Genomic DNA, 12,575 nt, shown 5'->3' on the forward strand with positions numbered 1-12,575 from the left:
GTTTTTATATTTTTTAAACAAAAACGAGGTATTTTTTATACAAAATGCATACATTCAAACCATACAATCAGCAGTCCATTGGCCGCTATTGTATGGTCGGCCGACCCGGCGCGTTTCCCGGCGCGATACAAAAAAACCGCCCCGCAAGGGGGCGGCGCCATGGGTGAAACAGGGGTCATTCCGGGTCGGCCTTGCCCATCAGCAGGGTGACCCAGGCGCCGGCGGCGCCCAGCACCAGGCCCACGATGAGGCCGGGAACGGTGAAGCTGGCCAGCGCGCCGGAGGAGTAGAGCACCGCGAAGGGGCTGGACAAAATGAGCCCGATGATGCCCGCGAAAGTCTGGCTGGGGAAGTGGGCAAAGAGGTACTCGATGATCTTGGCGATGGCGAAGATGCCCAGCGCCACGCCCACGCCGAAGGGCAGCAGCAGGCTGACGTTGTGGAGGATGAGGGCGAAGTCGCCCGCCACGAGGCCGTCCACACAGCCGGTGACCAGGTCCAGGATGGTGTTGTAGTAGCCCAGCACCATCAGCACCATGCTGCCGGACACGCCGGGGATGACCATGGTGGCGCTGGCGATGAGGCCCAGGGCCGCCAGCAACAGAGCGGTGCCGGGGGTGAGGGTGAGGGTCTTGACCGCCTCGTCGCCGCCCTGCAGCAGGGCCATGCCCACGCCGAAGGCCAGCAGGGCGATGAAGCAGACGGCCTCGCCGGCAGGCACGCCCTTGCGGGCCTTTTTGGCGTAGCTGTCTTTAAAGCGCACCCACAGGATGGGCAGGCCGCCCAGGATGAGGCCCACGAAGGTGAGGCAGGTGGCCAGGGTGTGCTCAGCCAGCAGATAGCGCAGGGCGTAGCCGAAGGCCACGATGCCCACGCCCATGCCCACACCCAGGGGCAGCAGGGTGAGGATGCTCTGCTTGAAGTGCTTGAACAGGCCGCTCACCGCGCCGATGATCTTGTCGTACACGCCCATGGACACCGCCATGGTGCCGCCGGACACGCCGGGGATGATATTGGCCACGCCGATGGCCACGCCCCGCAATACATCCATGATCGCTTTCATGCGTTTTCTCCTTTTCAACTCGCGTTTCGCGCCCGCAGGGGGGGCACGGTATCAACTATACAGTATAATGCCCCGACGCGCAAGGCTTTTCGGGCATTTACAGGTCCAGTTCAAGCTCCACGGGGCAGTGGTCGGAGCCGAAAATTTCAGGATGGATGGCCGCCACCTTCACCTTGTCCATCAACCGGCGGCTGACCACGAAGTAGTCGATGCGCCACCCCGCGTTGTTCTTGCGGGCGTTGAAGCGGTAGCTCCACCAGCTGTAGGCCCCGGTGAGGTCGGGGTACTTCTCCCGGAAGGTGTCGGCGAAGCCCGCCGCCAGCAGCTCGGTCATCTTGGCCCGCTCCTGGTCGGAGAAGCCCGCGTTGCCCCGGTTGGGGCCGGGGTTCTTCAAATCAATTTCGTTGTGGGCCACGTTCAGATCGCCGCAGAGCACCACCGGCTTTTTCGCGTCCAGCGCCAACAGGTACGCCCGCAGGTCGTCCTCCCAGCGCATGCGGTAATCGATGCGGGCCAGGCCCTCCTGGGCGTTGGGCACATAGACGTTCACCAGATAAAAGCCCTCGAATTCCAGCGTGATGGCCCGGCCCTCGTGGCTGTGCTCCTCCACGCCGATGCCGTAGCTCACAGAGAGGGGCTGCACCCGGCTCCAGCAGGCGGTGCCGGAATAGCCCTTTTTCTCAGCGCTGTAAAAATACGAAGTGTAGCCCTCGGGCTCAAAGTCCGCCTCGCCGGGCTGGCATTTGGTCTCCTGCACACAGAACACGTCGGCGTTCAGCGCCGCGAAGGAGGCGGCAAAATCCTTTTTCAAAACAGCCCGCAGGCCGTTCACGTTCCAGCTGATGAGTTTCATGGCTGTCTCCTTTTCACACCGCCCCGCGGGGCGGTTCATTCCCCCTCATTATAAGGAAGAAGGGCCGCCGGCGCAAGGGGCGTTTACTCCCCGGCCCCCAGCAGCACAAGGCGAAGCCCACGCTGCCGGGCGTACTCCGCCGTGTAGGCGCTGCCGCCGGTCTCGCGGGTGCAGTAGGCCACGCAGACGGAACTGTTTTCCACCAGATGGCGGTTGCGCCGGTGCATGCAGCCGGGAGAATAGCGCTCGGCGGTGTAGACCACCTTGTCCGCCCGGCTCAGGATATCCCGATATCGGCGCACATCCGCCTCTTTCCAGCCCCGGGTCTGGTCCCGGCAGGGCAGCACCAGGATGAGGCGCACGTCGGGATACTCCCCTTTCAACCGCAGCACCGTCCCAGCGGCCAGGGTGTCGAATCCCAGCGCACCCCCCGCCCCAAAATAGCGCACCCCCTCGCCGATGAGCCGCCGCAGTGTTTGTTCCAATTCTTCCACCAGCCTCGGCAGCGCCCGGGTCGGAATGACCCGGTGGCCGGTGAAGCAGCAGGTTTTTTCTTTGAAATTTTCCTTCATTTGGCCCGCTCCTCTTTCGATTGCACTTATATAAGTGCAATTTTATCTTTTAAGCCTCCTAAAATCAACACATACTGCACCAATATAAGTGCGAGGGGTGTTGGCAATGAACGCGGAATACGAGCGGGCGCTGGGGCAGAACATTCGCGCCCTGCGCATGAAAAAGGGCTTTTCCCAGGAGCAGCTGGCCGCCCGGCTGCAGGTGTGCGGGTGCGACGTGACCCGCAGCGCACTGGCAAAAATCGAGGTGGGCCAGCGGCACATCTACCCCGACGAACTGCGGGCATTGCGGGAGATTTTGGGCGTGGCCTATGAGGAATTGTTTGTGTGAGGCAAGGCGCAATGGTGACGTTGAACATTCTGCCCCTGCTGGAAAAGAAGGGCAAAACGAAATACTGGCTCTACAAACAGCTGGGCATGAGTTATCAGAACTTCAGCCGCATGGTCAATAACGAGACTTCTTCCATCAAGCTGGAGCGCATCGAGACCCTTTGCCAGCTGCTGGACTGCACGCCCAACGACTTGTTCCTCATTGATTGGGAAAAATAGTGTCGGGCACCGCCCGCACGGCCATGATACCCCGCAGCGGGCAGCGCATTTTGACGAAACAGCAAAGAGGGGCGGGGCCCCTTTCCCACGCCCCGTTGACCCGTGCAGCGGCGGCGCATTATAATGAAAATAATAAGGAGGGATTGTCCATGAACGAAGTTCTGCGCCAGTTGGCGGCGCGCAAAAGCGTGCGGGTGTACACCGGCGAACCGGTGACGGCCGAAGAGAAGCAGGCCATTCTGCAGGCCGCCTTCGACGCGCCCACCGCGGGCTGCCAGCAGCTTTACACCATCATCGATGTGACCGACCAGGCATTGAAGGAGCGGCTGGCCGATCTGTGCGACCACCAGCCCTTCATTGCCGCCGCGCCGCTGGTGCTGGTGTTTCTGGCGGACTGCCGCCGCTGGAACCAGTGTTACCGGGCGGCGGGCCTGGACCCTCGCGCCCCCGGCCCCGGCGACCTGCTGCTGGCTGCCGCCGACGCGGTCATCGCCGCCCAGAACGCCGTGACCGCCGCGGAAAGCCTTGGCATCGGCAGCTGCTACATCGGAGACGTCATTGAACAGTGCGAGGCCATGCGCCAGGCGCTGGCCCTGCCCCCCGCCGTGGTGCCCGCCGCCATGGTGGTGTTCGGCCGCCCCACAGACCAGCAGAAGGCCCGGCGCAAGCCTGCCCGCTTGCCCGCGGAGTATGTGGTGTGCGAGAACACCTACACGGAGCACTCTCCCGAAGCCCACCGGGCCGCACTCAACGCCCGGGCCGCAGCGGACGAAAAGCCCGCCTTCGACTTCGACGCCTGGGTGCGCGCCTTCGCCGCCCGCAAGTACGAGAGCGATTTTTCCCGGGAAATGAGCCGCAGCGCATCGGTGTACCTCAAGGATTTTGAGGACTGGGACCGCTGATTTCTCCCTTATTTTGGTATTATCTTTTTAAAATATTCCAGTTTGTATAAAAACATCCCCGGCACAGCGGTGCCGGGGATGTTTTTTGCTTGTTTGGGGGGTATCAGCCGAAGAGGATATCGTCCACATTGGACGGGCCGTACTTCTCCATATGCTCGGCCATCTCGGTCAGCAGCTCCTGGTTGGTGATGTTGCCGGTGTGGCCCTTGCGGGGGAAGGTGATGCTGTAGCCGTCGTAGTAGGGGTCGGTGGTGGTCTCCAGCCAGTCGCCCAGGACGTACTGGGCCTGGTTGAGGTAGTAGGCGTCCATGTCGCCGCCGCGGATGTGGATCTTGCCCACCAGCTGCTCGCCGATCTCGGACCAGTTGGCCTGCAGGTACTTGGTCAGGTCATAGTGCTCGCCCCAGTACTCCACCACGTCCTTGTTGATGTCGCCGGTGAGGGGGTCATAGACACGCTCGGGGTAGCCGTCCTCGCCCATGGGGCCGTAGACCGCCTCCCAGATGGCCCACTGGCCCAGGCTCTGGCACTGCAGGCCGCCCACCGCGGCCTCGTAGAGGTTCTCGTCCTTCATGGCGTACTTGATGTTGCCGTCCAGCCCAACGCTGCCCGGGCGGGCCACCTTGTACCAGCCGTTGTCGGTGTAGTAGGCGTTGTCGTCCTCGTAGAGGTTGACCACCTGATAGTGCTCAAAGGTCACAGAGTCGGGGCACAGGCTCCAGGTGCCGCCGTAGAAGTCGGGGTTGAACACCTGCATGGCCAGGCTCTCCCAGCCGCCGGTGGAGCCGCCGGACAAAAGACGCGCCCAGGATTCGGGGATGAGGTTGAAGGTCTCTTCCAGGTAGGGGATGAGCTCCTGCTGGATGGCGTCGCCCCAGGGGCCAAGGTTCTCGCTGTTCACAGAGTAGGAGGTGTCGTAGAACATATTGGCGTCACGGAAGGTGATGACCACCATCTGAGGCGCTTCGCCGCTGTCCCACCAGGCGGTGAACTCCTCGTTGGTGCCGTAGCTCAAAGGCGCGCTGCCGCCGGGGAAGTGGCCCTGATAGTAAAGGGTGGGATAGGCCTTTTCGGGGTCGTAGTTATGAGGCAGCAGCACATTCGCGCCGATGTAGACGTCGCTGCCCCAGAACTCGCTCATGATCTCGCTCTTGATCTTGACGTACTTCACCTGCTCGGTGTCCTCATAGTTGCCCTGCTGGGCCACCTGTCCCTCCTCCAGTTCGGGCAGGGGCAGCATCTCGCTGAGGGTCAGCTGGATGGTCTGGTCAGCGGTCACGTCCACCTGGGCGGTCTGCACGTCGCTGTAGTAGTTGCCGGGGTTGGAGAGGAAGTCTCCGCCGCCGCCCATGTCCTCCATGCCCCAGATGGTGGAGCTGTTGCTGCGCTCGTACTTGGTGTACTTGATGAAGAAGGCCTGCACCGAGAACTCCTGGGCGGGCAGCTCCCCCAGCTCAAAGGGGAAGCCGATGATCTCCTCGTCGTCTACGGTGAACTCGATGGTGTCGCCGGCTTCAAGGCCGTAGACCATCTTGCCGAACACCGGCACGCCGTAGAGGTCGATCTGCTCGTAGGGCTGAGCCTCGCTGGTGTCGGTGGCGAAGGCCACCAGGCAGCGGCCGTTCAGCTCGCCCTCAAAATCGTCGGGCACCTTGACGCTGACGGAAAAGCCGGAGCCGGTGCTCATGTTGTCGGCGGAGGCGGAGACGGGGGTGGTGGTGGAAGCGGGGGTGGAGGCGCAGCCCACGGCGGACAGCGCCATCAGGCCGGCGCAGAGCGCGCCGATCATCTTTTTGCAATGCATGTTTTACCTCGTTTCTTTCTTGGGGCCGGGGGACGGCCCGGGTGAAGCGTATTTATAAATATTCGTCCTTTCCGCCTCGTCGTCGCATGCAAAGCTCCCCTTTCGCGGCCTGTTCGCAATGTATATTCTCTCGCCGCTTTTTTGTTTGAATGTATAATAATGCATAAATATCGAAAAATCAAGAATATTTTTGAAAATATATACTTTTTATCTTTATTGCACAAACCTTTTTCCGCGGCCCCTGTTCCTTTTCGCCGCCCTGCCCAAAGAAAAAAGGCCCCGACACGAATGTGTCGGGGCCTTTCGTATGAATTTTATGCGCCGGTCTTTTCGCCCAGAGTGACCTGCAGGGTGATGAGCTCGCGGCCGCGGTCCACCTGAACCTCCACCACGTCGCCCACGTTGTAGGACTTAAGGGCGTTGGTCACGTCGTCGGTGGTCTCCACCAGCTGGCTGCCGATGCTCACGATGCGGTCGCCCGCCTTCATGCCGGCGGCCTCGGCGCCGGAGCCGGCGTCAACGCTGTTGACGTAAACGCCCAGGCTGCTCACACCGTACTGCATGGCGGTCTGCACGTCGCTGACGGTGATGACGGTGATGCCAAAGGCGGGACGGCCGGTGACGTAGCCGTTCTCCAGCAGATCCTGCACGACGGTCTTCATGGTGTTCACCGGAATGGCGAAGCCCAGGCCTTCGGCGTCCTCATCGGAGTATTTGGCGTTCACGATGCCGATCAGTTCCCCGTTGGTGTTGAACAGGCCGCCGCCGGAGTTGCCCGGGCTGATGGCCGCGCTGGTCTGCATCAGGGTCATCTGGTTGCCTTCCACGGTGATGTCGCGGTTCAGAGCGGAGACGATGCCGTCGGTGACGGTGCCGCCCAGGGTGCCCATGGGGTTGCCCACGGCGATGACCACTTCACCCACCTGCACGTTGTCGGAATCGCCCAGCACCGCCGGGGTCAGGCCGTCGGCCTCGATCTTCAGCAGGGCGATGTCGCTCTGCTGGTCGCTGCCCACCACGGTGGCGGTGTAGGTGGAATCGTCATGCAGGGTCACGGTGACCTGCTGAGCGCCCTCCACCACGTGGTAGTTGGTGACGATGTAGCCGTCGGTGGTGAGGATGACGCCGCTGCCGGCGCCGCTGAGCACCTGCTGGCCGCCCCAGAAGTAGTTGTTGGTGACGATCTGCTCGGTGGTGACCACCACAACGCTGGGGCTCACCGCGCTGGCCACATCCGCCAGGCTGCCGGCGGAAGAGGAGGTGGAGGTGGCGCTGCCGCTGGGCGCGGCCTGATACATCACCGCCTGGCCGCCGTTCTTGCTGGCCACCAGGTAGCCGGCGAAGCCGCCGCCGAAGCTCACCGCTGCCACCAGCACCAGGGCCAGCACGCCGGCCAGCACCTTTTTGCCGGTGCCCCGCTTTTTGCGGGGAGGCTCGCCGCCGCCCACCGGGGCGCCGGGCATGCCGCCGTCACCGGGCATCTGGCCGGAGGGGGCGCCGGGCGTGGGGGGCGCGGGGTTGTATCCGTTCTGATAGAGACCGGAGTAATCGTATTCCCATTTGTTTTCCATAAACCTTCATCCTTTCGGGCAAACAGCGGGCCGGGGCGGATACGCCCTCGAAAAAGCCCTCTGTGATCGTTCTGACCATAGTATATCGGCCAAAGGTGAAAAACCTTCAAAGCCGGAGTGAAAGAATTGTGAAATCGCCCGGTTTCGCGCTATAATAGGAATATCCCGCAAAACAGGGTGTTCCGTGGATATGCTACCACAAAACCGCATTTCCCGCAACCGCCCGAGAGGAGGCGCGCATGCGCATCGACGAACTTCGGGAGGGCGACCGCCTCTCCCTTGTATTATATAAGGAACAGGCGGCGGTGGGCGTTTGCCGTCTGCTTCTCTCCCCCGGCGGCACCCGGGTGGAAGAACTGTTCATCCACAAGGACTGGCGGGGCCGGGGCTACGGCAGCTATCTGCTCAAGCAGGCGCTGCACGCCACCGGCGGCTTCGGCACTTCCAGCCTGCACACCGCCCCGCCTCCCGCAAGTGAGGCCGCGGCGGCCCTTTTGAAAAAATTCGGCTTTGCCCCCGCCGGGGACATCTGGCTGCGCCGCCGCGCGCCGGACCCCAGCGCCGTGGGCCTGACCCACGAATTTCTGGCCTCGCGCCTTGCCGCCGGGGGCTTTTTCATCGACGCCACCTGCGGCAACGGCAACGACACGGCCTTTCTGTGCCGGCTGGCGGGGCCGTCGGGGAAGGTGCTGGCGCTGGACGTGCAGGAAAAGGCGGTGGAGGCCACCCGCGCCCGGCTGGAAAAAGAGGGCTTTGGCGACATGGCCCGGGCGGTGCAGGCGGACCACGCCCGGCTGGCCCAGTTTGCCGAGCCGGCCAGCGCCGACTGCGTGGTGTTCAACTTCGGCTATCTGCCGGGGGCGGACCACGCCCTCTTCACCACCCCGGCCAGCAGCCTGCCCGCCCTCGAAGCGGCGCTGGACATTTTGAAGCCCGGAGGCATTCTGGCGGCCTGCCTTTACAGCGGCGGGCCCAACGGCGACGGAGAAAGAAAAGCGGTGGAGGAATTTTTCGCCGCCCTGCCCCTGACGAAGTACACGGTGCTCGCCTGCCGTTTCGCCAACTGGGCGCCCACCGCGCCGCTGCCCTGTTTTGTGCTGAAAAAGTGAGTGAAAATGCCCCGTTCCCCTTGCCAAGCGGCCTTTGAACGGGTAGAATTAAAATGTTGTGACTTTTTACGAAACCACCGGGGCCCGCGGGCCCCGCATATAACCAGAGGAGGAAGGAAACTATGGCCGATCTGCGGCAGGAGATCGCGCGCAGGCGCACCTTTGCCATCATCAGCCACCCCGACGCCGGCAAGACCACCCTTACCGAGAAGCTGCTGCTCTACGGCGGGGCCATTCAGCAGGCGGGCAGCGTGAAGGGCAAACAGAGCGCCCGCCACGCGGTGAGCGACTGGATGGAAATTGAAAAGCAGCGCGGTATCTCCGTCACCAGCAGCGTGCTGCAGTTTGAATACGACGGCCGGTGCGTCAACATTCTGGACACCCCCGGCCACCAGGACTTTTCCGAGGACACCTACCGCACTCTGATGGCCGCCGACGCGGCGGTGATGGTGCTGGACGCGGCCAAGGGCGTTGAGGCCCAGACCATCAAACTGTTCAAGGTGTGCACCCTGCGCCACATCCCCATCTTCACCTTCATCAACAAGATGGACCGGGAGGCCCGGGACCCCTTTGACCTGATGGAGGAGATCGAGAACATCCTGGGCATCCGCACCTATCCCATGAACTGGCCCATCGGCTGCGGCAAGGAGTTCAAGGGCGTGTTCGACCGCGCCAGCCGCCACATCCTGGCCTTCCAGAGCGACGGCAAGGCCAACGGCGTGAAGATCCTCGACAAGATCGAGGCGGAGCTGGGCGACCCCCGTCTGGACGAGCTGCTCACCGCCCCGCTGCACGAGAAGCTCAGCGAGGACATCGAGCTGCTGGACGGCGCCAGCTACGACTTTGACATGGACGCGGTGAACACCGGCAATCTCAGCCCCGTGTTCTTCGGTTCGGCGCTGACCAACTTCGGCGTGGAGCCTTTTCTGAAAGAATTCCTGCGGCTGGCCCCCTCCCCCCTGCCCCGCACCAGCGGCGGCGTGCCGGTGGAACCGGCCCAGGAGACCTTCTCCGGCTTCATCTTTAAAATTCAGGCCAACATGAACAAGGCCCACCGGGACCGCATCGCCTTCATGCGCATCTGCTCCGGCCGCTTTGAGCGCGGCATGGAAGTGACCCATGTGCAGCAGGGCAAGAAGATCAAGCTGGCCCAGTCCACCCAGCTGATGGCCCAGGACCGGGCCACCGTGGACGAGGCTTACGCCGGCGACATCATCGGCCTGTTCGACCCGGGCATCTTCTCCATCGGCGACACCCTGTGCACCGGCAAGGAGACCATCCGCTACGCGGGCATCCCCACCTTTGCCCCCGAGCACTTCGCCCGGGTGACCCAGGTGGACACCATGAAGCGCAAACAGTTCGTGAAGGGCATGGAGCAGGTGGCCCAGGAGGGCGCCATCCAGATCTTCCGGGAGCTGGGCGGCGGCATGGAAGAGGTCATCGTGGGCGTTGTGGGCGTGCTGCAGTTCGAGGTTCTGGAGTATCGGCTGAACAACGAGTATAACGTGGACATCCGCATGCAGAACCTGCCCTATGAGCACATCCGCTGGATCGAGAACGAGGACCTGGACCCCAAGACCCTGGACCTGACCAGCGACACCCGCCGCATCGAGGACCTGAAGGGCAACAAGCTCCTGCTGTTCACCTCGCCCTGGGCCATCACCTGGGCCGAGGAGCACAACCCGGAACTGCGCCTGAGCGAGTTCGGCAACCGGGAAGAGTGATTTTTAACTGCTATACGCCGCGCCCCGGCCCTTTGGCCGGGGCGCTGCTTTTTTGCAGGGCGGGCGGCGGCATCTTTGCGCAAACTTCGCCTTGGTTTTGCGGCCGTCCCGGGCTTGCCGGACAAAAAAGAAAAGAGCACGTCGTTTGACGTGCTCTTTTTTGGCTCCCCCTGTTGGACTCGAACCAACGACATTGCGGTTAACAGCCGCACGCTCTACCGACTGAGCTAAGGAGGAATATTCACGCTGCTCTGTCGTGCAGCGTGACTTATTATAGCAGGATTTTTCGGGTCTGTCAATACTTTTTTAAATGATTTTTTCAGCCGATGACGCTGCGCCAGAAATCCACCGCCCGCCGGGGCCAGCCTGCGCAGGCCAGGCCTTCGCCCAGGCCCACTCCGTGGCCCACGCCCGGGTAGGACGCGTGCTCACAGCGCACCCCCGCCGCCTCCAGCGCCGCCAGAAGCATCCGGCTGTTGGCGGGGTCCACGGCGGCGTCCGCTTCGCCCCACCAGAGGCAGACCGGCGGATACTCCGCCGTGACCTGCTGCTCCACACTGGTGGCCGCGGTCAGCGCCGGGTCGGGGTCCGGCCCCAACAGCCGCTGGCGGCTGCCCGTGTGGGTGAGGGGTTCCTCCATCGTGACCACCGGGTAGCACAGCACCAGCGCCCCTGGCCGGGGCAGGCCGTATTTCTTCCAGCCAAGGCGTTCGGTGCCGAAGCAGGCCGCCAGATGTCCGCCGGCGGACGCGCCCCACACCGAGTAGCCCTCCGGCCGCAGGTTCAGTTCCTCCGCCTGGTCCAGAATGCCCCGCACCGCGGCGGCCAGATCGTCCAGCGGGGCGGGAAAGCGGGCCGCCTGCCCCACGGAATAATGCACCACAAAGGCCGCGCAGCCCAACCCGTTCAGCCGCCGGGAAAAGTCCTCCCCTTCCAGCGGGTCGGAAATTTTTTCGTAGCCGCCGCCGGGGCAGATCACCGCAAAGGGATGGCGCGCGCCGTCCAACAGAGGGTATTCGTCCACCCGCACCGGGGATTTGCCGGAATATTCCATACGCCATTCTCCTTTTTGTCAAAAAAATTGCCGCAAGGGTTTTAAAGCACCCCTGCGGCAAGCGTATCACGCTTTGGCCCGTTTGTCCAGCATCCTGTTTATTCCTCTCCCTGGGTGTAGCGCGTGCGGTAGCGCAGCGGCGTCATGCCGGTGACACGGCGGAACACCTTGGTGAAATAGCTCTGGTCATCAAAGCCCACGGCGCTGGCCACGTCGGTGACGCGCAGGTCCTCGTGGAGCAAAAGCTGCCGCGCCTTGGCGATGCGCACGGCGTTGAGGTAGTCGTTGAAGGCGGTGCCCGTCTCCTCCTTGAACACCCGGCTCAGGTAGGCCGGCGAGAGGAACACCCGCTGGGCCAGCTGCTCCAGCGTGACCTTTTCATAATAGTGGGTCTCGGTGTGCTGCATGCACAGATGGATGGCATGGGCGTGGCGCATGTCCGCGTAGCGGAACACGCTGTCCATCAGGCGGTTCACCGCGTCGCTCAGCGCGGCGCACATGGCCTCGATGTCCCCCGCCTGCTCGATGCGGCCGCGGCTCTCGTGGCACAGCCGCAGGGTGGCGCCGCTCTCCGCGCCCGCCTCCACCGCCGCCCGCCCGGTGAGAGCCAGCAGCTCGCACACCCGGGATTTCACCGTGTCCAGCTGCTGGCCGGTGGCCAGCAGGATGTGGCCCAGAAGCTGGTTCAAAAGGCTGCGCGCCTGGTCCTTTTCCGAGCGGCGGATGCTGCGCAGAAAGGCCTTTTCCACCGCGAAGGGATAGGGCGGCGGCTGCTCTTCCTGCTTGAGCTGCAGAATGTAGCTGTTGATCTGGCCCTGGATGGCGTCCGCCGACTGCACCTGGCGCATCCGCTCCGAGGCCGACACCTTGTTCATAAAGCCCACCGCCATGAACAGCAGCGTGGACATCTGGTTCACCGTGGCCGTGGGGATGACCCGCACATTCTCCAGCTCCGCCACCACCCGGGCCCGCTGCTCCTCTTCCAGGGCCATCAGCTCGCAGTCGATGAAGTCCTCCTTTTCCACCATCAGGAACGGCCCCGCCGTGATGCGGGCGCAGCTGTCCAGCTCGCCCAGAAGGGGCGACACAAAGCAGGTCAGCCCCATGGGGCAATAATAAATGTACCGCCCGCCAAAGCGCTCGGCCTCGGCCATGCTGTAGTTCTGGGCCCGCACACACTGGGCCGCCGGCTTTCCCGCCAGCCGGCAGATGCGGCAGGCGGAGCAGCCATAGCCGTATTCCGCGAGGGTGGCGCCTTTTTTGTCCGACACGATGCACCCCAGCCCGTTGGAGGCGGAAAAGGCCGCCGCGCACTCCCGCGCGAGGGTAAGGTCAAAGGTTTTTTCCACGGCTGCCGCCCTCCTTTTGGAACGT

At 63.2% G+C, this 12,575-nt stretch carries 12 protein-coding genes and 1 tRNA gene; 5 read left to right on the top strand and 8 right to left on the bottom strand.

What is annotated here, in order from left to right; genetic code table 11:
* Positions 1-175: 175 nt before the first annotated feature.
* From ACMNAY_RS03695 to ACMNAY_RS03705, 3 genes are all read right to left on the bottom strand, one after another.
* A complete protein-coding gene (locus ACMNAY_RS03695; RefSeq protein ID WP_394977872.1) occupies positions 176-1,063 on the bottom strand; it encodes a DUF368 domain-containing protein in 888 nt (295 codons plus the stop codon).
* Between the two features lie 97 nt (positions 1,064-1,160).
* The gene (locus ACMNAY_RS03700) at positions 1,161-1,916 is read right to left on the bottom strand and encodes an exodeoxyribonuclease III (RefSeq protein ID WP_418718430.1); all 756 of its coding nucleotides are present in this window, start codon (positions 1,914-1,916) and stop codon (positions 1,161-1,163) included.
* Between the two features lie 83 nt (positions 1,917-1,999).
* Positions 2,000-2,488: an SLOG family protein gene (locus tag ACMNAY_RS03705; RefSeq protein WP_418718431.1), complete on the bottom strand. Its 489-nt coding sequence runs from the start codon at positions 2,486-2,488 to the stop codon at positions 2,000-2,002.
* 106 nt (positions 2,489-2,594) lie between these two features.
* On the opposite strand from ACMNAY_RS03705, the gene ACMNAY_RS03710 reads away from it, so the two are divergent.
* The 3 genes from ACMNAY_RS03710 to ACMNAY_RS03720 all read left to right on the top strand — a co-directional run bounded on the left by ACMNAY_RS03710 (position 2,595) and on the right by ACMNAY_RS03720 (position 3,939).
* A complete protein-coding gene (locus ACMNAY_RS03710) occupies positions 2,595-2,819 on the top strand; it encodes a helix-turn-helix domain-containing protein (RefSeq protein ID WP_394977866.1) in 225 nt (74 codons plus the stop codon).
* A gap of 11 nt (positions 2,820-2,830) precedes the next feature.
* Complete coding sequence (locus ACMNAY_RS03715; protein WP_394977864.1) at positions 2,831-3,037, top strand: helix-turn-helix domain-containing protein; 207 nt, start codon at positions 2,831-2,833, stop codon at positions 3,035-3,037.
* A gap of 149 nt (positions 3,038-3,186) precedes the next feature.
* Positions 3,187-3,939: a nitroreductase family protein gene (locus ACMNAY_RS03720; protein ID WP_418718432.1), complete on the top strand. Its 753-nt coding sequence runs from the start codon at positions 3,187-3,189 to the stop codon at positions 3,937-3,939.
* 103 nt (positions 3,940-4,042) lie between these two features.
* Here ACMNAY_RS03720 and ACMNAY_RS03725 read toward each other — a convergent pair whose 3' ends face one another.
* Together ACMNAY_RS03725 and ACMNAY_RS03730 are read right to left on the bottom strand one after the other, a co-directional pair.
* Entirely contained in the window at positions 4,043-5,743 is a 1,701-nt protein-coding gene (locus ACMNAY_RS03725; protein WP_418718433.1) for an alpha/beta hydrolase-fold protein, read from the bottom strand.
* A gap of 314 nt (positions 5,744-6,057) precedes the next feature.
* Positions 6,058-7,314 carry a S1C family serine protease gene (locus ACMNAY_RS03730; RefSeq protein ID WP_418718434.1) on the bottom strand — a complete coding sequence of 419 codons (1,257 nt, stop codon included), beginning with the start codon at positions 7,312-7,314 and terminating at the stop codon, positions 6,058-6,060.
* 188 nt (positions 7,315-7,502) lie between these two features.
* Between ACMNAY_RS03730 and ACMNAY_RS03735 the strand changes: the two genes are divergently transcribed.
* On the top strand, positions 7,503-8,423 hold the full coding sequence (locus tag ACMNAY_RS03735) for a GNAT family N-acetyltransferase (protein ID WP_418718458.1): 921 nt from the start codon (positions 7,503-7,505) through the stop codon (positions 8,421-8,423).
* A 122-nt stretch (positions 8,424-8,545) separates the two neighbouring features.
* Positions 8,546-10,147: a peptide chain release factor 3 gene (locus tag ACMNAY_RS03740; protein ID WP_394977856.1), complete on the top strand. Its 1,602-nt coding sequence runs from the start codon at positions 8,546-8,548 to the stop codon at positions 10,145-10,147.
* Positions 10,148-10,308: 161 nt separating this feature from the next.
* On the opposite strand, the gene ACMNAY_RS03745 is transcribed toward ACMNAY_RS03740, so the two are convergent.
* The 3 genes from ACMNAY_RS03745 to ACMNAY_RS03755 form a co-directional block, all read right to left on the bottom strand.
* A tRNA-Asn gene (locus ACMNAY_RS03745) sits at positions 10,309-10,384 on the bottom strand.
* 82 nt (positions 10,385-10,466) lie between these two features.
* Complete coding sequence (locus ACMNAY_RS03750) at positions 10,467-11,201, bottom strand: alpha/beta hydrolase (RefSeq protein ID WP_418718435.1); 735 nt, start codon at positions 11,199-11,201, stop codon at positions 10,467-10,469.
* Positions 11,202-11,299: 98 nt separating this feature from the next.
* Positions 11,300-12,550 carry a helix-turn-helix domain-containing protein gene (locus ACMNAY_RS03755; RefSeq protein WP_418718436.1) on the bottom strand — a complete coding sequence of 417 codons (1,251 nt, stop codon included), beginning with the start codon at positions 12,548-12,550 and terminating at the stop codon, positions 11,300-11,302.
* Positions 12,551-12,575: the final 25 nt, after the last annotated feature.

It is taken from the genome of Candidatus Allofournierella merdipullorum, assembly GCF_048426865.1.
Classification (GTDB): Bacteria; Bacillota; Clostridia; order Oscillospirales; family Ruminococcaceae; genus Allofournierella_A; species Allofournierella_A merdipullorum.